A 20,444-nucleotide genomic window follows, 5' to 3' on the forward strand; every position below is an offset into this window, starting at 1 on the left:
GGACGTTATGAAGAACGGCCTCTATTCGATTCACGTGACCCTGCTCGATGGTCGAGTCGGCAAGGGCAGCGGCGTGATCCTTTTTCGCGACGGCAAGATTCTTGGCGGCGATGCCTACCTCTATTACACCGGCAGCTACGTGGTGAAGGACGACACCAGCTTCAAAGGCGAGGTGCTGGTGCAGCGGCACACCTCGCCGCGGGGCGACGACAATCCGCTGTTCGGCGGCCCTGCCCCGGTCGGCATCGGTGTCAACGGCACCTACACGGACACGCGCGCGGAGATGACGGGCACGGCGCTGGTCGGCAAAGCCAGCCTGATCTTCGGCGCAACGCTGCACAAGCTCGCTGACGTCGACTAAAGCGGATACCGGTTCGCGTCAAGAACGCGCGCCAAAACCAAAAGCTGGAGCGCGACTATTCCGCAGCCTGCTCCAGCGGCGCCACGCGCGGCAGGATGATCTGGATGCGCGTGCCGTTGCCCGGCTCGGAATCGAGATCGAGCCGCCCGCCGAGCCGATTGGTGACGATGCTGTAGACGATGTGCAATCCGAGGCCGGTGCCGCCCTGGTCGCGCCGCGTCGTGAAAAACGGATCGAAGGCGCGCCGACGCACGTCGAGCGACATGCCGCAGCCATTGTCGGAGAAGATGATCTCGACATTGTCCTTGCCGGACTCCCGCACCTGGATGTCGATCGTCCCCGGCCGGCCGTCCGGGAAGGCGTGCGCCACCGAATTGAGGAACAGATTGGTCAGCACCTGGCCATAGGGGCCCGGATAGCTGTTCATGGTGAGATCGGGCTGGCACTCGACATTGAGCGTCAGATTGTGCTTGCGCAGGCCCGGTCGCAGGCTCATCACCACCTGCTCGGTGAGGTCGCCGAGATCGAAAGTGCGCTGGTCCGAATAGTTGCGGTCGGCGGCGACCTGCTTGAACGACTGGATCAGCTCGGCGGCGCGGTTGAGATTGGAGACGAGCTGCGAGGACGCATCGCGGCTGGTGCTGAGGAAATCGTTGAGTGTGGAGCGGCGGAGCTCGCCGCGCTCGACCTCGGCGGTGAACATCGCAGTCTTGCGCTCCAGCGCGGAGGCGACAGTGAGGCTGATGCCGACGGGATTGTTGACCTCGTGCGCGACGCCGGCAACGAGGCGCCCGAGCGCGGCGAGCTTCTCGGCCTCGATCAGCGAGGCCTGCGTCTCGCGCAGATTACGCAGCGCGGTCTCGGCGGCTTCCTTGGCCTTGCGCATCTCCTGCTCACCGCGCTTGCGCTCGCCGATGTCGAGCGCGACGGTGACGATGCGCTCGATCTCGCCCTCGGCATCGAGCAGCGGCAGCTTGTTGACAAGCCATTGCCGCATGTTGCCGGAGACGTCCTTGTATTCCTCCTCGTAGAAGCCGAGCCCCTTTCGCAGGGCCAGCACGCGCTTGTCGTTCTCGTCGGTCTTGGCCGCGCCATAGCGCGACATCAGGTCCGCCGTGGTGCGGCCGAGCGCGTCGCCGGGCTCGATGCCGAAGATGCCGGCCATGTAGCGGTTCATCAGCACATAGCGCAGGTCGCGGTCCTTGACATTGATCACCGCCGGAACGGTGTCGATGACCTGCTGGAGCAGGCGCCGGCCTTCGGCAATGGCGTCTTCCGCCCGCTTCTGGTCGGTGATGTCGCGCAGCGTGCCCTCGTAGCGGACGATGTTGCCCGCTTCGTCCCGCACGCCGGTGGCGCTGTCGGAAAGCCACAGGATGTCGCCGCTGCGCTGGCGCACCTGATACTCGAATTCGCGCACCATGCCGTCACGCGCCATCAGCCGCTGGTATTCGGCGCGCGCCTCGGGATGGACATAGATCGTGTGGGCAATGTCGTTGATGCTGGCGATGAGATGCTGCGGGCTGTCGTAGCCCATCATCCGGGCCAGCGCCGGATTGGCGTTGAGGAGCTCGCCGGCCGGCGTCGTCACGTAGATGCCGTCGATCGAGCCCTCGAACAGTTTCCGGTAGCTCTCTTCGGCGAGGCGCTGCTCGGTGAGCGCGCGCACCGCCGCCTCGCGTGCCGTGTCGGCCTCCTCCAGCGCGCGGCGGAAGACTTCGGCGGCACGCGCGATGTCGCCGATCTCGTTGTCGAGGTCGGCCGACGGGATCGAGGTGTCTTTCCGGCCCGCCGCAAGCGCGCGGATGGAGCGTGCGATCTGAGCCAGCGGACGAACCGTCCGCCGCACCACGAAGCCGGCCGCCAGAATGCCGATCAGAACGCCGATGCTGCCCAGCACGATGCTCTGCCATCGCGCCTCCGTCAGCGTGCGGGCAAAGTCGCGCGACAGCACATGGCCGCGCCGGTCGCTGACCTCGCGCAGCAATTCGGTGACGCGGCCGATCAGCCGCCCCTCGGTTCCCAGCACCTCGCGGTCGATATCGGCGATCTGCCGCTCGCGGACGGCCACGGCCATAATGGCCTCGGCATAGTCGTTCACCGCCGCCTTGAGCTTGGCATCGCCGATGTCCAGTGCCCGCATGTTCTGGGCGGCCTGCTCCGCGGCGGACGGGTTGCGCGCGAGCAGCCCGAGCGCGATGCGGCTCTGGGTCTCCAACAGGCGCGAGGCCAGCTCACGGTCGGCGGTGCCGGAGACGGCCACATCGAACTGTTCGCGCAGCGGCGGCAGGCCGGCGAGCAGCTGGGCGCGGCGGTCGATCAGGGTCGATATCCGCTCGAGGCCGGTCCGATAGGTCGCGAGGCGTTCGGTGACCCCGTCGATCATGTCCTGCTGCTCTGGCGCGAGCTCGATGCGGGTCTTTTTCAGGATGTCGCTGAGCGTCGAGGCCGCCTCGCCCACCTGCTGGAACTGGATGCCGGCGCCGGGATCGGTGACGAAGTCGCGGGCGGCGAGGCGCAATTCGTTCATGCGGCGGTCGATGTCCTCGGCGAGGTCGCCGACGCTCTGGAGCCGCTGCAGCTCGGCGAAGGTGGTGTCGATGTGCCGGATCGCGATCACGCTCGCGGTCGAGGTGACGATGATCACCGCCAGCACCAACAGAAAGCTGCCGAAGGTGAGCTGGCCGATGGAGAGCGAGAAGGTTCGCTTTTTCTCAGGGGTCGGCGTCAATTCGGCGGACATTGGGATGATGAGAGGACCGGGCTATTGGCGGCCCAATATACGACGTATTGCCGCCCGGGGGGAACATGCCTCCGGACGCCGTTTATGCTTAATATCGCGGTCCCGGAGCCCCCGTCCCCGACCTATGACGGTTTGCCGCTCGCGAGCTGCCGGGCCGGGATCGTCATGGCGGCGACGCCGAGGACGACGCAGGCCAGCCCGATCCAGGCGGTCGGGCTCAGGCTCTCGCCGAGGAAGGCGACGCTGATGGCGACGCCGATGGGCACACGGAGATAGGCCTGCGCGGTGGTGCCGACCGAGCCAAGGGTCTGGATCAGGCGGAAGTAGATCGCAAACGCCGCGGCCGTCGAGAACACGGCGAGCGCAAGCAACGCCAGCACGGAGCTCAGCGACGGCGACAGCGTCCAGGGCTGCTCGACCGCGAGCGAGGCCGGGATCAGGACGGCGGCCCCGGCCAGCAGCGAGCCGGCGGCCGGCGCCATCGGGTCGAGGCCTCCAAAGCTGCGGCCGAAAATCGCGGCGCAGGCATAGCAGATGGTGGCCGCGACGATGGCGGCCTCGGCGAGGAGGCCGCCGCCGATGTCATGGAAGGCATCGACGCCGACGATGAGGCAGATGCCGGCCATCCCTGCCATCACGCCGAACAGCTTTCGCGGGCTCGTCGCCTCGTGGCGGGTGACGACGGCCGTGAGCAGGAAGGTGAAGATCGGTGCGGCGGAGTTGAGAATGGTGGCGAGGGCGGCATCGACATGGCGCTCGCCCCAGGCGATCAGCGTCCAGGGGACGACGCTGTTGAGCACGGCCTGGAAGGCGAAGCGCCGCCAGGTCGCGGCGTCGCTGGGCATCTTGATGCCTCGCGCCGCCATGACGCCGAGCAGCAGGAGGCCGGCGATCGCGGTTCGCGCGGCGATCAACGTGATCGGCGGAATGGTGGCAACGCCGAGCTTGATGAACGTGTAGGAGCCGCCCCACAGCGTTGCGAGCGCGACCAGCAGCGCCAGCTCGGCGGCGATGTTGGTGTCCTGCCTGATATCCATGGCCTGCTCCGTCCTTCACAATGGACGGAACCTAACGCGACCACGGTCCTCAATACTTCGTCGGGCGTCGAAGTGTATTAGCCCAGCGCCCCGACCTCGAACACCTCGCCGTCATAGCCGGCCTCGCGGGGAATGCGGAGCTGGCGGCCGGTGTCGGTCTTGGTCATGACCGGCATCACCGTGACGATCGACAGGCTGCGGGCATGCTCGAGCGCGGCTTGCACCGTTGGCTGCTTCGCCAGCCGGATCAAATTGCGCGTGGTCGGGAACGGCAGCTTGAAGCGGCCGCTTTCGCCGCCCTCCACCGCCTCGCGCGGCGACACCCAGATCGAATCGGTGGATTCCCGGCCGTCATGGGCGCCGAGCTGGTCCGGCGGCGCGGCCGCCAGGAAGAACCAGGTGTCGAAACGCTTGGGCATGCCCTCCGGCGTGATCCAGTGCGCGTAAGGCACCAGCGTGTCGAGCGCGAGCTGCAGACCGTTGTCGGCCAGGATGCTCAGGAAGCTGACTTTGTGCTCGTTGAGCGCGACGCGATGCGCGTCTGCGATCTCGCCGGCACGCCTGGCGTCAACGGGAGCGCCCGTCGCCTTTGACCGCGCCAGCAGGATGCCGCTCTCCTCAAAAGTCTCGCGGATCGCGGCGATACGAAAACCCCGGTCCGCCTCGCTCAAGCCCTCCCCGCCCGAATAGAGGTCCGCACGGGCGACGATCTCCTTGTCGCCGGCATCGACGCTGCCGCCGGGAAACACCAGCGCGCCCGAATTGAACTCGATCTGATGATGGCGAACCATCATGAAGAGCTCGATCTCGCCGCGGCTCTTGCCGTCGGCCTGCTCGCCGTCACGGAGCAGGAGGATCGTCGAGGCCGGGCGTGATGCTGATGTCTCGGCCATGCAGCTAACCTGCGGCGCTGGATTGCGGGCCGAGATTGGCGCGCTTGTCGAAGCGGGCGACGCGCGACAGCAGATAATCCACCTCGGCCTTCGCCGTCGCGGTGATCGTCGCGCCCGGCTTGCGCTGCGCGCTGGAGGCGATGATGCCGCGCTTCTGCAGCACGTATTTGCGCACGGTCAGGCCGACGCCGGGCTGCTGCTCGTAGCGGATCAGCGGCAGATGCGCGTCAAACAGATCATGCGCGGCATCGCGCTTGCCGGCCTTGGAGAGGTTGACGACGTCGATCAGAAGCTCCGGGAAGGCGTAGCCGGTCATGGCGCCGTCGGCGCCGCGCTCCATCTCGAAGTCCAGGAACGTGCCGCCATTGCCGCAGAGGATCGAGAGCGGCCGGAGCGAGCCGTCCTTCTGGAAGCCGCGCAGCGTCGTGATCTTCTCCAGGCCCGGCCAGTCCTCGTGCTTGAGCATCACGCAGTTCGGATTGTCCATCACGATCTTGCGGATCACGGCGGGGGTGAACACCACCTGCAAGGTGAGCGGGTAATCCTGCAGCACCCAGGGCACGTCGGGGCCGATCGCCTCGGCCGCCTGCTTGAAATAGCCGATGATCTGATCGTCGGTGCGCAAGCTCGGCGGCGGCGCGATCATCACGCCGGCCGCGCCGGCGTCCATCGAGGCCTTGGCCAGCGAGCGCATGGTGGCAAAGCCCGGCGCGGAGACGCCGACGATGACCTGCATCTTCTTGGCGCGCTTGACGTAGCGCACCGCCACCTGCTCGGCCTCGCTGGCATCGAGCTTCGGGGCCTCGCCGAGGATGCCCAGCACCGTGACGCCGTCGCAGCCGACCTCCTCGTAGAAATCGGTCAAACGGTCGATCGAGCGCTCGTCGATGCGGCCGTCGTCATGGAACGGCGTCGGCGCGATTGCGAAAGTGCCCTTGGCGTCGGCGGTCAGTTTCATCAGTCCTCTTGTCCTCTTGTTCGTCATTCCGGGGCGATGCGCAGCATCGAACCCGGAATCTCGAGGTTCCGGGTTCACGCTACGCGTGCCCCGGAACGACAGTTCAAGCTAAAACCTCCGCGCGCCCATCTTGATCTGCTCCTCGGAGAAGAAGATCTCCTTGGCATGATCGACGATGTCCTCGGCCTTCCAGCCCGAATGCGGCGGTTTCCAGCCTTCCATCTCCATCATCCGCATCTCGCGCACGCCGCGGGGCCCGGACACGCCCAGCACCTTGCCGGTCTGGTCGCCCGACAAGTCGCTGACCATGTATAGCACGGCCGGCGCGATGCCGTCCGGTCCCAGCGCCGCCCCCGGGTTCTCCTTATAGCGGGGCAGGTCTGCGGTCATGCGGGTCAGGGCGCCGGGGGCGAGCGTCCAGATCCGGATGTTGTACTTGCGGCCCTCGATCGCCAGCACGTTGGACAGACCCCAGATGCCGCCCTTCGCCGCGCCGTAATTGGTCTGGCCGAAATTGCCGATCAGCCCTGATGTCGAGGAGGTGTTGACGATGACGCCGCCGCCGTTTTCCCGCATCCAGCGAAACACCGGCAGGGTGCAACAAAAGGTGCCCTTGAGGTGGACCTTGATGACCTTGTCCCAGTCGGCCTCCGAAGCCTTGTGAAAGGTCTGGTCGCGCAGGATGCCGGCATTGTTGACCAGGATGTCGGCGCGGCCGAAATGCTTGATGGCGTCGTCGAACACCGACTGACCGCCCCCCATGGTGGAGATGTCGGCGCCGTTGGCGACCGCCTTGCCGCCCTCGGCCCTGATCGCATCCACCACCTGCTGCGCCATGGACTTGTCGGCGCCGGAACCGTCACGAGGCCCGCCGAGGTCGTTGACGACGACCGAGGCCCCTTCCCGCGCGAACAGCTTTGCGTAGGCCTCGCCGAGGCCCCCGCCCGCACCGGTGATCAGCGCAACCTTGCCGTCGAGCAATCCCATGGTGGCGTCTCCCTGTTTGTTATTGTCATTCCGGGGCAGCGCGCAGCGCTGAACCCGGAATCCAGAGATTGTAGCGCGAGATTCCGGGTTCGCGCTGCGCGCGCCCCGGAATGACAACGGAGATTAACCCAGCACCGTCTTGCCGTTCTTGATCACGGTGACGCCGCGCGACTTCACCTTGGCTTCGAACGAGATCACGTTGCCGTCCTTCCAGAGATCCATGGTCACGGTCTCGCCGGGATAGACCGGCGAGGAGAACCGCGCGACGTGCTGGCGGAACGCGCCGGCGTCGTAGTTGGCATAGGTCTGGAGCACGCCGCGGCAGGTGATGCCGTAGGTGCACATGCCGTGCAGGATCGGGCGCGGGAAGCCGGCCTTCTTGGCGAATTCGGGATCGGAGTGCAGCGGGTTGCGGTCACCGCAGAGGCGATAGACCAGCGCCTGGTCGGGGCGCGTGGTGATGTCGATGGTCTTGTCGGGGCTGCGCGATGGGATCTTGTGCGGATCGGGTTGGGTCAGGTTCGGACCGCCAAAGCCGCCATCGCCGCGGGCGAAGCGCGAGGCGACGAGGGTTGCGAGCTTCTCGCCCTTCTCGTTCTTCAGCACGGTCTGATGCACGATGACGACGCCCTTGTCCTTGCCCTTGTCGTAGACCTCGAGCACGGAGGAATCGGCGGTGATGTTCGCGGCCACCGGCAGCGGCTGGTGGAAGGTGATGTCGCGCTCGCCGTCGACCACCATGACGCGGTTGAGGTTCATCTCGCCCGGCCCCGAGCCCCACGCCGCCACGGACGCAAAGGTCGGCACCACCTTGAGCGGCCGCGGCGTCAACGTGCCCTCGTTGACGAAGGCGAGCTCGTTCTCGTCCATGGGATCGGCGCCGAGGCCGATGCCGTAGGCGTAGAGCATCACCTCGCGATCGGTGTAGGCGTATTTCTGGCCGAGGCTTTTGAGGGACTTGAGCTCTTCGTATCTGGCGGACATTTTGTTTGGTTTCCTCTGGTTCTCATCCTCATGGTGAGGAGGCGCTCTTGCGCCGTCTCGAACCATGAGGATGCCCGAAACGCTTCTTCGTTGTGGCCATCCTTCGAGACGCTTGCTTCGCAAGCTCCTCAGGATGAGGACCGTCCTACACAAGGTTGAGGACGGAGAATTCGTAGGATGGGTAGAGCGCAGCGAAACCCATCATTGCCTGCGTCGGTGGGTTTCGCTTCGCTCTACCCACCCTACGCAGCTTCGCGTCAGGCCGGCGTGAAGAACGGCAGCGGCGCGCCGTCGGTCGGCTTGAACACCACCTTCACCTTCTGGCCGATCTTGAGCGTCGTGAGATCGCAGTCGACGAAATTGGTCTGCACCGACGGCCCCTCCTTCAGCGTGACATAGCCAATCGCATAAGGGCCGGTCGGCGACTTCCGCATCAGGCTCCAGGTGTAGATCGTGCCCTCGCCCGAGGCCTGCTCCCACACCGTCTTGTCGGAATAGCAGAACGGGCAGATCGAGCGCGGGAAGTAGTGCGCCTCGCCGCACGCCGTGCAGCGCTTGATCATGAACTTGCCCTCTTTCGCCGCGTCCCAGAACGCGGCGGTCTCGGGGTTCGTCACCGGGGCCGGATACTTCTTCGCTTCACTCATCACACGCGCTCCAGAATGGCCGTCGAGGCGGCGTGGCGGACGCCCAGGAGGCCGCCGGTGCCGTGGGCGATGGCGAGATCGCAATTCTTGACCTGCACCTTCGGATGCGCCTCGCCGCGCAGCTGCCGTACGGCCTCGATGATCTTGGTCATGCCGCCGCGGTTGACGGGATGGTTGCTGCAGAGGCCGCCGCCGTCGGTGTTGAACGGCAGCTTGCCGACGCCCGAGATCAGGTTGCCGTCGGCGACGAACTTGCCGCCCTCGCCCTTCTTGCAGAAGCCGAGGTCCTCGAGCTGCATCAGCACCGTGATGGTGAAGCTGTCGTAGATCGAAGCGTACTTGATGTCCTTCGGCGTGATGCCGGCTTCCTCGAATGCACGCGGGCCGGACCAGATGCCGGCCGAATGAGTGAGGTCGAGATCCTTGCCGCCGCGCGGTCCCTTCATCGCCTCGCCATGGCCGATCAGGCGCACCAGCGGCTTCTTCAGGCTCTTGGCGATCTCGGGCGTTGTCACGATCAGCGCGCCGCCGCCGTCGGAGACGACGCAGCAATCCATGCGGTGGAGGGGATCGGAGATCATCGGCGAGTTCAGCACGTCCTCGACGGTGACGACGTCCTTGAGCATCGCATGCGGATTGTACTGAGCGTGATGCGAGGCCGCGACCTTGATCCAGGCCAGCTGCTCCGACGTGGTGCCATAGTCGTGCATGTGGCGCATGGCACACATGCCGTAGGCATTGTGCGTGGTCGCGCCGTAAGCGGATTCGAAATCGGCCTCGGCGCCGGCGGCGCGCGGCGGCATCGCGCCGGTGCGCGGCTTGCCGGCCAGCGTGACGAGCGCGATCGAGCACTTGCCCGCGGCGATCGCCTCGGCGGCATGGCCGAGATGGATGATGTAGGAGCAGCCGCCGGTCTCGGTGGAATCGATATGGCGGAGCTTCTTGGTGTTCAGGCCGAGATAATCGACCATCGGCCAGGCGCCACCGGGCGCATCGCCCGCGCAGAAATAGCCGTCGATGTCGTCCTTGCTGATCCCTGCATCCTCGATGGCCCCCTTGGCGACCTCGGCGTGGAGCTGGGCGGTGGATTTGTCCGGCGCATGCCGGGTCGGGTGTTCGTAGATACCGGCAATGTAGGCCTTGCCCTTGATGGTCAAACTCAGGTCTCCGCTCGCGTTTCTTATTGCCCCGTTTTTCTGAACCGCGGTGGGCGGATTGGCAAGCGCGGAAATATTCCGTCCTGCGAGAGGGCCGCGGGCGAGCGCAAGCGGAGATGCTCTGGTGTCCCGGACGCGCTGCACCGCTTCAGCGTTGCTGCGCAGAGCCGGCACCGATGCGGCTGCGAATTCAATGCACGAAGGTTCTGGGGCCCGGCTCTGCAACGCACCGCCAAGAAGCGCTGCGCCGCGTCCGGGGCACGACAGGCTGAGCAAGATCAGAGGTGCTCTGCCCGACGCTTCGGTTTTGCGAAAACAACCCCATGCACAGTAGAACGGTGGTTGATTTCACACGAGAATTCGCAGGGTGGGCAAAGCGACTTGTCTGCCATAGCTCGAAGAGCGACGGCGGAAGCGTGCCCACGTCTTTTGCGCAACTACGGCGAGATGGTGGGCACGGCGCTTTGCGCCTTTGCCCACCCTACGGGGCCGTCCTACTCCGCCGCGATCTGCCTTGGCGCCGGCGGGGGGGTTGCCAGATCGGCGGCGAGCTGCGCGTAACGCACCTTGGCGTCGTTTACCGCCTTCTCCTTCACCGGGCCGTAGCCGCGGATGCGATCGGGTAGCGAGAGCAATTCGACCGCGGTGTCGATCGTCACCGGCGACAACAGGCCGAGCACGGTCGTGACGTCCTTCTCGTAGCCGGCGATCAGGTCGCGTTCGAGCTTGCGGTCGGCGCTGCGGCCGAAGATGTCGAACGGGGTGCCGCGCAGGAATTTGAACTTTGCCAGGACGCGAAAGACGTTCAGCATCCACGGGCCGAAGGCGCGCTTCTTCGGGCGCCCCAGCGCATCGACGCCGCTCGCCAAAATCGGCGGCGCGAGGTTGAAGTTGAACTTGAAATCGCCCTCGAACTGATCGCGGAGCTGTTGCTCGAAAGCGCCGTCGGTGTAGAGGCGCGCGACTTCGTATTCGTCCTTGTAGGCCAGCAGCTTGGCATAATTCACAGCGACCGCGCGCGGCAGCGCGTCGCCATAGCCGCCCTTCACCGCGGCCTCGCGAACCTGATCCACCAGCTTGCGATAGCGTTTGGCCAGACGGCTGTTCTGATAGGCGGTGAGGTGCTTGACGCGATGCTCGATGACCTCGTCCAGCGTCATCGCGTCCAGAGTCTTGGGCGCAACGACCTCATCTGTGCCCTTCAGCATGTCGGCCAGGCGCTGGGGATCTGCGACCGCGAGGCGGCCGAGGCGGAAGGCTTCCTTGTTCATCTTGATCGAGACGCCGTTGACCTCGATCGCCTGCTCGATCGCTTCCGCCGACAGCGGGAACAGACCCTTCTGATAGGCGTAGCCCATCATCATCATGTTGGTGGCGATGGCATCGCCGAGCAGTTGCTCGGCCGGCTTGGTGAAGTCGAAGAAGATGGAGTCCTTGTGCAGCGCCGTCTCCAGCACCGCGTTCAGCTTGCGGGTCTGGAAGTTGAAGTCGCGGTTGAGGACGAAATCGGCGGTGGGAATGACGTGGCTGTTGATGATGCCGCGGGTGCGGCTGGAGTCACACAGCGAGATGGTGTCCTTGGCGACGGCAACCACTTCATCTGCCGCAAGCACCAGATCGGCCGTGCCGGTGACGATGCGCGAGCAGGTCACCTCGGCCGGATGATCCGACAGGCGGACGTGGCTGAGCACCGCCCCACCCTTCTGCGCCAGGCCTGACATGTCCAGGATCATCGAGGCCTTGCCCTCGATATGGGCGGCCATGCCGAGCAGCGCACCGATGGTGAGCACGCCGGTGCCGCCGACGCCGCCGACCGCGATGTTATATGGCCTATCAAGCGTCGGGCGCGACGCCGGCTCGGGCAATTCGCCGATCTCGCTGAGCTCGGCCGGTGCGCGGTGGCGCGGCTTGCCGCCGTCCACGGTGACGAAGGACGGGCAGAAACCCTTGAGGCAGGAATAATCCTTGTTGCAGGACGACTGGTTGATGGCGCGCTTGCGGCCGAACTCGGTCTCCAGCGGCTCGACCGAGATGCAGTTCGACTGCACCGAGCAGTCGCCGCAGCCTTCGCAGACCGCCGGATTGATCATGACGCGGCGCGCCGGATCTTCCATCAGGCCGCGCTTGCGGCGGCGGCGCTTTTCTGCCGCGCAGGTCTGCACGAACACGATGGCCGAGGTGCCCTTGTAATCCCGGCACATCTTCATGACCTTGTCGAGCTCGTCGCGGTGATACTTCTTCACGCCGGGCGCGATCGTGTCGGCCGGATAGGAGTCGGGCGCCTCCGACACCAGGTAGATCTCGCGGATGCCTTCGGCGTGCAGCTGGTGGGTGATCTGCTGCGGCGAGAGATCGCCGTCGTGGCGCTGGCCGCCCGTCATGGCGACGGCGTCGTTGTAGAGGATCTTGTAGGTGATGTTGGTCTTGGAGGCGACCGCCTGGCGGATCGCAAGAATGCCGGAGTGGAAGTAGGTGCCGTCGCCGAGATTGGCGAAGATGTGGTTCTCGTTGGTGAACGGCGCGATGCCGACCCACGGCACGCCCTCGCCGCCCATATGCGTAAAGGTCTCGGTCGAGCGATCCATCCACAGCGCCATGAAATGGCAGCCGATGCCGGCGAGCGCTCGGCTGCCTTCTGGAACTTTCGTCGAGGTGTTGTGGGGGCAGCCGGAGCAGAAATAAGGAGTGCGGGAGACGGGCGCGACCGCCTGCATCTGGGTCGCCTGGCGGCCGTTGAACCAGTCGGCCTTGACGCGGAGCATCTCCGCGATTTCAGGGTTGAGATTAAGCCTGAGCAGCCGCTCGGTGAGCGAGGTCGCAAGCGAGGCGACGCTGAGCTCGGCGGCGAAGGTCAAGAAGCGCTTGTCGTGCTCGTCCATCTTGCCGACGATGCGCGGGCGGACGTCGTCGCGCCAGTTGAACAGCTCCTGCTTGACCTGGTTCTCGACGATCTCGCGGCGCTCTTCGACGATGAATATCTCTTCGAGCCCGACCGCGAACTGGCGCACCCCTTCCGGCTCGAGCGGCCAGGGCATGCCGATCTTGTAGAGGCGAAGGCCGATCTTTGCGGCGACCTCCTCGGTGATGCCGAGCTCGCGCAACGCCTGGCGGACGTCCTCATAGCTCTTGCCCGAGGCCATGATGCCGAAGCGAGCATTCGGCGAATCCATGGTGACGCGGTTGACCTTGTTGGCGCGCGCAAAGGCGATGGCGGCAAAGCCCTTGTAATCCTGCAGCCGGCGGTCTTGCTCGAAACGGTCATCGGGCCAGCGCAGATTGAGGCCGCCGGGCGGCAGCTCGAAATCGGCGGGGATGATGAAGGGCTTCATCTCGTCGGTGAGGTCGATCTCGGCGGTGGTTTCCACCGTCTCCGTGATCACCTTCATGCCGACCCAGCAGCCGGAATAGCGCGACATCGCGATGCCGAGCAGGCCCATCTCGATCATCTCGTGGATGCTCGAGGGATAGAGATAGGGCATCAGCGCGGACATGAAGGCGTGGTCGGACTGATGCGGGACGGTCGAGGATTTTGCGCCGTGGTCGTCACCGGCGAGGCACAGCACGCCGCCGTTCTTGGCCGAGCCCGCGGCATTGCCGTGGCGGAACACGTCGCCGCAGCGATCGACGCCGGGGCCCTTGCCGTACCAGATGCCGACCACGCCGTCGTACTTCGCGCCGGGCGAGAGGTTGAGCTGCTGCGAGCCCCAGACCGCAGTGGCCGCCAGATCCTCGTTCACGCCGGGCTGGAACTTGATGTTGTACTGTTCGAGATGCTTGCGGGCGGCAAAGAGCTGCTGGTCATAGCCGCCGAGCGGGGAGCCGCGATAGCCGGAGATGAAGCCGGCGGTGTTCAGCCCCGCCGCGCGGTCGCGCCGGATCTGGGCCATGGGCAGGCGGACCAGGGCCTGAATGCCCGTGGTGAAGACGTGCCCGGTCTCCTGCGTGTATTTCTGATCGAGACTGATCGGACCCTGGTTGATGCCCATGCTGTCCTCTTTTGCCGCCCTGTTCAGGTCTTGCCGACTTAAGCCGTTGCCGTCCCGTTGTTTTTAGCTAGGGCGCGCCGACCAATTCCGCCACTCTATGTCGGATATTTCACGCTCCGCATCACAAATCTGGAGCAAGGCGAGCGCCGGGTAAAAATCGCAATTTCGTGGCCTGAAACACGCATGCCGTTTTCAATTTGTGTCACGATACCCCCGCCGTCGCGAAATGAATGGATGCTCCCTCGTGCCGGATGCGGGCGTTTGGTCGCAGGAGTGGCTTCGATGCGGACGATTCTGGCTTGCTCGGTTGTTGTCGGTTTGGCGTTGTGCAGTGCGATTGCATGCGCAGCCCACGCCGCCGAGCCGTCGGCGGAGCTGATCGCCCATGGCAAGGCGCTGGCCGAAGCCGGCGGCTGCGCGGGCTGCCACACCGCCGATCCGGCAAAACCCTTCGCCGGGGGCAAGCGCATTGAGACGCCCTTCGGCGCGATCTATGCGCCGAACCTGACCCCGGACCGCGACACCGGGATCGGCGCCTGGACGGATGCCGACTTCGTGCGCGCGGTGCGCACCGGCATCGCGCCTGACGGCTCGAACTATTACCCGGCCTTCCCGTATCCCTACTTCACGAAGATGACGAAGGACGACACGCTGGCGATCCGCGCCTATCTCGGCACGCTCGCGCCTGTCGTGAGCCGCAACAAGCCGCCGGAGCTGCGCTGGCCATTCGGCTATCGCGGCCTGATGCGGGTCTGGAACGCCATGTATTTCAAGCCCGGCCTGTTCGAACCGGACCAGAGCAAGAGCGCGGCCTGGAACAGAGGCGGCTATCTCGTCACCGGGCTCGGCCATTGCGGCGCATGTCATACCCCGAAGAATTTTTTCGGCGCTGACAGGGACGCGCAGGCGCTGTCCGGCAATGAGGTCGCGGGCTGGTTCGCTCCCCGGCTCGATGGCGCCGCGCGCACGGGATTGAAATCGTGGAGCGAGGCGGACATCGCGGAATATCTGCAGAGCGGACGCAACGCCAGGAGCCACGCCGGCGGACCGATGGCGGACGTCATCGTCAACTCGACCTCCAGGATGAGCGATGCCGATGTGCGCGCGATCGCGCTCTATCTGAAGAGCCTGCCGCCGGCACGGCGCGAGACCATCGTGACGCCGCCTGACGATGCCGAGATGAAAGCCGGCCAGGCGGTCTACGCGAAGCTCTGCGTCGCCTGCCACGAAGCGGACGGCACCGGCGCCCCGCGCATCTATCCGCCACTGCCGGGCAATGCGCTGCTGCAATCCAACAATCCGTCCTCCACCTTGCGCATCATCCTCGACGGCGCCCACACCCTGACCACGCCGCGCGCGCCGAACGCCGGCGAGATGCCGGGCTATGCCAGGCAATTGTCCAACGAGGAGATCGCGGCCGTGACGAACTACATCCGCAATTCCTGGGGCAATTCGGGACTGCTGGTGACGCCGGCGCAGGTCGCGAAGGCGAGGCAGCAGGGGGCGAATGGGGAGTAGCGAATAGCGAGTAGCCTAGATCCATTCGCTAATCGCCATTCGCTATTCGCGCGCGATCGCGCCTACTTCTCCTCATCCTCCGTGAACACGAATTTCGGCATCTCCCATTTGTAGCGCACCGCCAGCAGGCGGAAGCTGATGCCGAGCGCGAAGGTCAAAATGGTCGAGAGCTCGGCGTTGAGCTTGAGGCCGAACGCGGTCGCATAGAAAAGGCCGGTCACCACCGACACGCTGGCGTAAAGCTCGGAGCGGAACAGCAGCGGCACGTCGTTGCAGAGCACGTCGCGCAACACGCCGCCGGCGCAGCCGGTCACCATGCCCGAGACGATGACGATCGGCAGCGAGGCGTCCATCTGCCAGGCGACGTCGCAGCCCGCCATGGTGAAGACGACGAGCCCGATGGCGTCGAGCACGATGAAGGCGACCTTCAATCGGTGCACGAGACGCGCGAACAGGATGGTGAGGAAGGCCGCGCCGCCGGCCAGCGCGAGATAGATCGGGTTCTGCACCCAGGCCAGCGGATAATGTCCAAGGAAGAGATCGCGCAGCGTGCCGCCGCCGAGCGCGGTGATGCAACCGAGAAAGCAGACCCCCAACCAGTCCATGCTGCGGCGTCCGGCAGCCAGCGCGGCCGTCATGCCCTGTGCGGCGACCGCGATCAGCGAAAGAAAATGCAGCACGCTGTCGGTCGGCGGCAGGCTCCACATCGGCTTGTTCCCTCCTCGTTGCCTCCCTGGAACTCGCTTCAGTTCCCGGGAACAACTGGTTCCCGATTCCCGGGGGCTGAGCAACATGCGACGAAAGCACAAGGGGGCGCGGAACAGAATCTCGCATCCCCGGGTTGTCCGGGCGTCTTAACCGAGGAGACCAAATCGATGGCTGACGACCGTTTTCCCAACGATCCGTACCGCCCGAACCTCGCCGACGATGAGTATCTTCGCGCGGCGCGCCGGGATGCCGACCTTCAGGCCGATCCCGAGCTTGGCGAAGGCCCCGCCTCCAGCGGCAAGGTTGCCTTGTTCGCCGTTGCGATTGCACTGGTGCTGGGCGCCGTGTTCTACGGCCTGAACAATACCAGCACGACCAATCAGGCCAGCAACGCGCCGACCTCGCAGACGGCACAGACGCAGCCCGCCAATCCGACCGCGCCTCCGCCTCCCGGCATGCGCGACGTGACGCCGCGCACCAACACCGCACCGGGCGTGACCACGGGTGCGGCGCCGAGCAAGCCGGCCCCGGATGCGCAGACGCCGTCTGAGGGCGCGAAGTAACAGGCGACCGCTTCACGCACAACTGTCATCGCCCGGCTTGACCGGGCGATCCAGTACTCCGAGACAGTCGTGGTTGAATCGAAAGGCCGCGGCGTACTGGATGCCCCGCCTGCGCGGGACATGACACCGAGAGGATGAGAGAGCGGCGGAACTCATAAAGTCCCGCCGCTTTTGTTTGGTCAGCTAAACATCTTGTTGAGCTCGCCGCCGGGATAGCCGCTGCCGAGCTCGGTAAACGTCCCCTTCTCCGCCATCTCCTTCGCCGCGCGCATGAAGCCGCCCCAGGCGGTGCGGGCCAGCGAGCCGCCGACGCTGATCCGGCGCACGCCGAGATCCTCGGCCTCCTTCAGCGACAGGCCGGACGCGCCAATCAAGAGATTGAACGGCTTTGGTGCGACAGCCTTCACCACGGCGCTGATGTCCTCGCGAGTCTTCAGGCCCGGCGCATAAAGGCAGTCGGCGCCGGCGTCGGCATAGGCGGTCAACCTGTCGATGACGAGCTTGAGATCGGTCACGCCCCACAAATAGGCTTCGCAGCGGCCGACCAGCAACGTGCCGCTGTCACCGATCGCCTTGCGCGAGGCCTTGATGCGCTCGACCGCGAGCGTGCGGTCGTAGAGCGGCTTGGCCTTGTCGCCGGTGGAGTCTTCGATCGACAGACCAGCGACGCCGGTGCGCACGCAGCGCTCGACATTGTCGGCCACCTTGTCCGGCTCGACCGCAAAGCCGCCCTCGAAATCGGCGTTGAGGGGAATGTCGACCGCCGAGCTCAATGCTGCCAGATGCTGACAGACGTCCTCGACAGTGACGTGGTTGTCGGCCTTGCCAATGGTCCAGGCAAAGCCCGCGCTCGACGAGGCGATCGCCTTGAAACCGAGATGCTGCAACGCCTTGGCGCTGCCGACGTCGACCGGATTGGGCAGGATGAAGCACCCGCTCTCGTGCATCTTCTTGAAGGTCGCGCGCTTGTCAGCAGTTGTCACATGCATGTTTCTCTCCCAATTTGCCGCGAAGACATAAGCGCGCATTCACGGCAGCGCCAGAGCGCGCCGGACAGCGCTAGTGGGCGTCGTGCACCGCGCGACTGTCCTTCGGCGCCTGCTCGCGATCGTTCATGCTGTAGTCCCTGATCACGCTGGCGATGCGCAGATGATAGTCGGCGAAGATTTTTGCGCGGCCCTTGGCCTGGGTGCGGCGATGCTCCATCGTGTTGCGCCAGGCGGCGACGGCCGCCTCGTCCCGCCAGAACGACACCGACAGGATCTTGCCCTTCTCGGTCAGGCTCTCGAAGCGCTCGACCGAGATGAAGCCGTCGATGGTTTGCAGCAGCGGCTTCAGGTCGGCTGCGAGGTCGAAATAATCCTGGCGGTGTTCCGGCTTCGGCCAGACCTCGAAGATCACGGCGATCATGGGCGTCTCCTCGTCGTTGTTGGCCTACCATACCACTCATAGGACCACCTTGCGCAGGAAGGTGCGTTCTTCGGCGAGGATGAATTTGTGTTCCTCGGCGAAATGAAAGTTGGCCATGCCTTCGGCATCCTGACGCAGCCGGGCGCGATAGGATTCGTAGGCGGCCAGGCTCTCGAACGTGATCAGCCCAAAGGCGATGTTGTTGGTGCCCTCATGCGGCATGAAATAGCCGATCAGATCGCCACCGCATTTGGGGATGATGGTGAGCCAGCGTTTCGAATAGTCCTCGAACTGCGCGCGCTTGAAGGGGTCGAGCTGATAGCGGATGAAGACGGTGACGGACATGATAGGGCTCCTGTGTTTCGGTCGTCATTGCGAGCAGAGCGAGGTCTCGTAGGGTGGGCAAAGCGAAGCGTGCCCACGTCCTTTGTCCGCAACGACGATTGGTGGGCACGTCGCTGCGCTCCTTTGCCCACCCTACGGCTTCGCTCCTCGCGATGACGTGTTTGCAGAGACACGTTACGCGCTTGCCCGACCGCAATGCTTCGGCTACCATCGAAGCATGAAATCAGGACCCGACATCGCCATGGTCGCTGCGCTGGTCGGCGACCCCGCCCGCGCCAACATGCTCACCGCGCTGATGAACGGCCGCGCGCTGACCGCGAGCGAGCTGGCGCAGGAGGCCGGCATCACGCCGCAGACGGCGAGCTCGCACCTGGCCAAGCTCGAGGCCGGCGGCCTGATCGAGCCGGAGAAGCAGGGCCGCCACCGCTATTATCGCCTCACCGACGACGACGTCGCCGGCGTGCTCGAAGGTCTCGCCGGACTTGCGGCGCGGACCGGCCATATGCGGGTGCGCACCGGGCCAAAGGATCCGGCGCTGCGGCGCGCGCGGATCTGCTACGACCATCTCGCCGGCGATCTCGGCGTGCAGATGCTCGATTCCTTGCGCGAGGGGAATCTAGTCAGACAGAAGAAGCAGGACATCGAGCTGACCGCCGAGGGCGAGCGCTTCCTCGCAAAGCATCTGCAGATCTCGCCCGACATGCTGGCTCATCCGCGCCGTCCGGTGTGCAAGGCCTGCCTCGACTGGAGCGAGCGGCGGCATCACCTCGCCGGCACGCTGGGGGCCGCCATGATGCAGCGTTTCGCCGAACTGAAATGGGCCTCGCGCGATGCCACGCCGGGCAGCCGCGTGGTGAATTTCACCCGCACCGGCGAGAAGCAGTTCGCCGCGCTGTTCGGCAGCGTGCAGGACTGATCACGCGGGGCGCGTGGGTTCGCACGTTTGCGTGTGAATGCGCGCTCTCGTCGCGGCCGGGCTTGACCCGGCCATTCACGCGTTTATGGCCACGTCATTCCGGGGCGGCTCGTAGAGCAGAGCCCGGAATCTCGAGGTTCCGGGTTCGATGCTTCGCATCGTCCCGGAACGACATGGCCAACCACGAGACCCCCATGATCCGCATCCTCTCCGCCGCACTTGCGGTCGCCCTCCTCGCTTTCCCCCTCACGCCTACGCGCGCCGCCGACAGCCCGCCCCGTGAGCCCTATGGCATCGCGCTCGAAGGCTTTGCCTATCCCTACCCCGTGCACCTCCTGCCGGTCGTCAACGACGGCGAGCAGCTCAGCATGGCCTACATGGACGTGTCTCCCGCGCAGCCGAACGGCCGCACCGTCGTGCTGCTGCACGGGCGCAATTTCAGGTCGAGCTATTGGGCACCCGTGATCAAGATGCTGAGCGAGGCCGGCTTTCGCGTCGTGGTGCCGGACCAGATCGGATTCGGCAAATCCTCCAAGCCGCAGGGCGAACTGCATTTCGACAATCTGGCGCGCAACACCATTGCGCTGCTCGATCACCTCAAGATCGACAAGGCCGAGATCGTCGCCCACTCGCTCGGCGGCATGCTCGGCGTGCGCATCGCCCGCGCCTATCCCGACCGCGTCGCCCATCTGGTGCTGACCGCGCCGATCGGGCTGGAGGATTACCGCCTCTACGTACCCCCGACGCCGACCGAGAAGATGATCGAGACCGAGGACAAGCTCACGGCGGAAGGCTATCGCAAGCAGCTCCAGACCAATTACGCGATCAAGCTGCCGGCCGAGGCAATCACGCCGTTCATCGATGCCCGCTTCAACATCAAGGGCAGCCCCGACTATCCGCGCTGGCTGCGCGCCTTCGTCAGTTCCGGCCAGATGATCTACCGAGAGCCAGTGGCGCACGAGATTCCGCTCATCGCGCTGCCCACGCTGTTCATCATGGGGGCCGACGACCACAACGCGCCGGGCCGGCCACTCGCGCCCGAGGCGCTGCGGGCCAAGATGGGGCAGAACGCCGAGCTGGCGAAGGCGCTGGCGACGAAGATGCCGAATGCGCGGGCAGAAGTGATCCCGAACACCGGCCATCTCGTCTTCCTGGAGGCGCCCGAGAAGTACAAGGAGCTGGTGCTTGGTTTTCTCGGCCGCTAGCGACACTTGCGTGTCGTCTGAGGCAG

18 protein-coding genes are annotated in these 20,444 nt (G+C 65.4%); 5 read left to right on the forward strand and 13 right to left on the reverse strand.

From position 1 onward, the window contains the following. The first annotated feature begins 7 nt into the window (after positions 1-7). A complete protein-coding gene (locus AC066S_RS15845) occupies positions 8-361 on the forward strand; it encodes a GrlR family regulatory protein (RefSeq protein ID WP_164718693.1) in 354 nt (117 codons plus the stop codon). A gap of 55 nt (positions 362-416) precedes the next feature. Here AC066S_RS15845 and AC066S_RS15850 read toward each other — a convergent pair whose 3' ends face one another. From AC066S_RS15850 to AC066S_RS15890, 9 genes are all read right to left on the reverse strand, one after another. Then, on the reverse strand, positions 417-3,104 hold the full coding sequence (locus AC066S_RS15850) for a PAS domain S-box protein (RefSeq protein ID WP_126258148.1): 2,688 nt from the start codon (positions 3,102-3,104) through the stop codon (positions 417-419). A gap of 122 nt (positions 3,105-3,226) precedes the next feature. Continuing rightward, positions 3,227-4,141: a DMT family transporter gene (locus AC066S_RS15855; RefSeq protein WP_478270137.1), complete on the reverse strand. Its 915-nt coding sequence runs from the start codon at positions 4,139-4,141 to the stop codon at positions 3,227-3,229. Between the two features lie 77 nt (positions 4,142-4,218). Continuing rightward, positions 4,219-5,034 (reverse strand): NUDIX hydrolase, encoded by an 816-nt coding sequence (locus AC066S_RS15860; RefSeq protein ID WP_135169906.1) that lies wholly within the window; start codon positions 5,032-5,034, stop codon positions 4,219-4,221. A 4-nt stretch (positions 5,035-5,038) separates the two neighbouring features. Then, positions 5,039-5,992 carry a dihydrodipicolinate synthase family protein gene (locus AC066S_RS15865; RefSeq protein ID WP_126258145.1) on the reverse strand — a complete coding sequence of 318 codons (954 nt, stop codon included), beginning with the start codon at positions 5,990-5,992 and terminating at the stop codon, positions 5,039-5,041. Between the two features lie 108 nt (positions 5,993-6,100). Further along, on the reverse strand, positions 6,101-6,979 hold the full coding sequence (locus AC066S_RS15870) for an SDR family oxidoreductase (protein WP_478270138.1): 879 nt from the start codon (positions 6,977-6,979) through the stop codon (positions 6,101-6,103). A 123-nt stretch (positions 6,980-7,102) separates the two neighbouring features. Continuing rightward, positions 7,103-7,963, reverse strand: coding sequence for a MaoC family dehydratase (locus tag AC066S_RS15875; RefSeq protein ID WP_478270139.1), 861 nt, complete (start codon positions 7,961-7,963; stop codon positions 7,103-7,105). Positions 7,964-8,220: 257 nt separating this feature from the next. Then, complete coding sequence (locus AC066S_RS15880; RefSeq protein ID WP_126258142.1) at positions 8,221-8,610, reverse strand: Zn-ribbon domain-containing OB-fold protein; 390 nt, start codon at positions 8,608-8,610, stop codon at positions 8,221-8,223. Then, positions 8,610-9,767: a thiolase domain-containing protein gene (locus tag AC066S_RS15885; RefSeq protein ID WP_478270140.1), complete on the reverse strand. Its 1,158-nt coding sequence runs from the start codon at positions 9,765-9,767 to the stop codon at positions 8,610-8,612. The genes AC066S_RS15880 and AC066S_RS15885 overlap by 1 nt, the downstream gene beginning before the upstream one ends. Before the next feature lie 494 nt (positions 9,768-10,261). After that, entirely contained in the window at positions 10,262-13,753 is a 3,492-nt protein-coding gene (locus AC066S_RS15890; protein ID WP_478270141.1) for an indolepyruvate ferredoxin oxidoreductase family protein, read from the reverse strand. A 282-nt stretch (positions 13,754-14,035) separates the two neighbouring features. Here AC066S_RS15890 and AC066S_RS15895 point away from each other — a divergent pair, with 282 nt between their 5' ends. Next, a complete protein-coding gene (locus AC066S_RS15895) occupies positions 14,036-15,271 on the forward strand; it encodes a c-type cytochrome (protein ID WP_478270142.1) in 1,236 nt (411 codons plus the stop codon). 62 nt (positions 15,272-15,333) lie between these two features. Here AC066S_RS15895 and AC066S_RS15900 read toward each other — a convergent pair whose 3' ends face one another. Further along, a complete protein-coding gene (locus AC066S_RS15900; RefSeq protein WP_126258138.1) occupies positions 15,334-15,978 on the reverse strand; it encodes a trimeric intracellular cation channel family protein in 645 nt (214 codons plus the stop codon). Positions 15,979-16,146: 168 nt separating this feature from the next. On the opposite strand from AC066S_RS15900, the gene AC066S_RS15905 reads away from it, so the two are divergent. Then, complete coding sequence (locus AC066S_RS15905) at positions 16,147-16,542, forward strand: hypothetical protein (protein WP_126258137.1); 396 nt, start codon at positions 16,147-16,149, stop codon at positions 16,540-16,542. A gap of 179 nt (positions 16,543-16,721) precedes the next feature. On the opposite strand, the gene AC066S_RS15910 is transcribed toward AC066S_RS15905, so the two are convergent. The 3 genes from AC066S_RS15910 to AC066S_RS15920 form a co-directional block, all read right to left on the reverse strand. After that, complete coding sequence (locus AC066S_RS15910) at positions 16,722-17,531, reverse strand: isocitrate lyase/PEP mutase family protein (RefSeq protein ID WP_126258136.1); 810 nt, start codon at positions 17,529-17,531, stop codon at positions 16,722-16,724. A gap of 70 nt (positions 17,532-17,601) precedes the next feature. Continuing rightward, positions 17,602-17,952, reverse strand: a complete 351-nt coding sequence (locus AC066S_RS15915; protein ID WP_126258135.1) for an antibiotic biosynthesis monooxygenase family protein — start codon at positions 17,950-17,952, stop codon at positions 17,602-17,604. 36 nt (positions 17,953-17,988) lie between these two features. Then, on the reverse strand, positions 17,989-18,297 hold the full coding sequence (locus tag AC066S_RS15920; RefSeq protein WP_126258134.1) for an NIPSNAP family protein: 309 nt from the start codon (positions 18,295-18,297) through the stop codon (positions 17,989-17,991). Between the two features lie 217 nt (positions 18,298-18,514). Between AC066S_RS15920 and AC066S_RS15925 the strand changes: the two genes are divergently transcribed. Continuing rightward, positions 18,515-19,213, forward strand: a complete 699-nt coding sequence (locus tag AC066S_RS15925) for an ArsR/SmtB family transcription factor (RefSeq protein WP_478270143.1) — start codon at positions 18,515-18,517, stop codon at positions 19,211-19,213. A 194-nt stretch (positions 19,214-19,407) separates the two neighbouring features. After that, positions 19,408-20,418, forward strand: coding sequence for an alpha/beta fold hydrolase (locus AC066S_RS15930; RefSeq protein ID WP_478270144.1), 1,011 nt, complete (start codon positions 19,408-19,410; stop codon positions 20,416-20,418). Positions 20,419-20,444: the final 26 nt, after the last annotated feature.

The sequence above is a fragment of the Bradyrhizobium sp. CFUWI genome, assembly GCF_056429085.1.

Coding starts and splice junctions, on each gene's coding strand:
- AC066S_RS15875 (WP_478270139.1), bottom strand. CDS start 7,963: ATGTCCGCCAGATACGAAGAGCTCAAGTCCCTCAAAAGCCTCGGCCAG.
- AC066S_RS15910 (WP_126258136.1), bottom strand. CDS start 17,531: ATGCATGTGACAACTGCTGACAAGCGCGCGACCTTCAAGAAGATGCAC.
- AC066S_RS15895 (WP_478270142.1), top strand. CDS start 14,036: ATGCGGACGATTCTGGCTTGCTCGGTTGTTGTCGGTTTGGCGTTGTGC.
- AC066S_RS15890 (WP_478270141.1), bottom strand. CDS start 13,753: ATGGGCATCAACCAGGGTCCGATCAGTCTCGATCAGAAATACACGCAG.
- AC066S_RS15870 (WP_478270138.1), bottom strand. CDS start 6,979: ATGGGATTGCTCGACGGCAAGGTTGCGCTGATCACCGGTGCGGGCGGG.
- AC066S_RS15865 (WP_126258145.1), bottom strand. CDS start 5,992: ATGAAACTGACCGCCGACGCCAAGGGCACTTTCGCAATCGCGCCGACG.
- AC066S_RS15860 (WP_135169906.1), bottom strand. CDS start 5,034: ATGGCCGAGACATCAGCATCACGCCCGGCCTCGACGATCCTCCTGCTC.
- AC066S_RS15900 (WP_126258138.1), bottom strand. CDS start 15,978: ATGTGGAGCCTGCCGCCGACCGACAGCGTGCTGCATTTTCTTTCGCTG.
- AC066S_RS15925 (WP_478270143.1), top strand. CDS start 18,515: ATGAAATCAGGACCCGACATCGCCATGGTCGCTGCGCTGGTCGGCGAC.
- AC066S_RS15920 (WP_126258134.1), bottom strand. CDS start 18,297: ATGTCCGTCACCGTCTTCATCCGCTATCAGCTCGACCCCTTCAAGCGC.
- AC066S_RS15845 (WP_164718693.1), top strand. CDS start 8: ATGAAGAACGGCCTCTATTCGATTCACGTGACCCTGCTCGATGGTCGA.
- AC066S_RS15880 (WP_126258142.1), bottom strand. CDS start 8,610: ATGAGTGAAGCGAAGAAGTATCCGGCCCCGGTGACGAACCCCGAGACC.
- AC066S_RS15855 (WP_478270137.1), bottom strand. CDS start 4,141: ATGGATATCAGGCAGGACACCAACATCGCCGCCGAGCTGGCGCTGCTG.
- AC066S_RS15905 (WP_126258137.1), top strand. CDS start 16,147: ATGGCTGACGACCGTTTTCCCAACGATCCGTACCGCCCGAACCTCGCC.
- AC066S_RS15930 (WP_478270144.1), top strand. CDS start 19,408: ATGATCCGCATCCTCTCCGCCGCACTTGCGGTCGCCCTCCTCGCTTTC.
- AC066S_RS15915 (WP_126258135.1), bottom strand. CDS start 17,952: ATGATCGCCGTGATCTTCGAGGTCTGGCCGAAGCCGGAACACCGCCAG.
- AC066S_RS15850 (WP_126258148.1), bottom strand. CDS start 3,104: ATGTCCGCCGAATTGACGCCGACCCCTGAGAAAAAGCGAACCTTCTCG.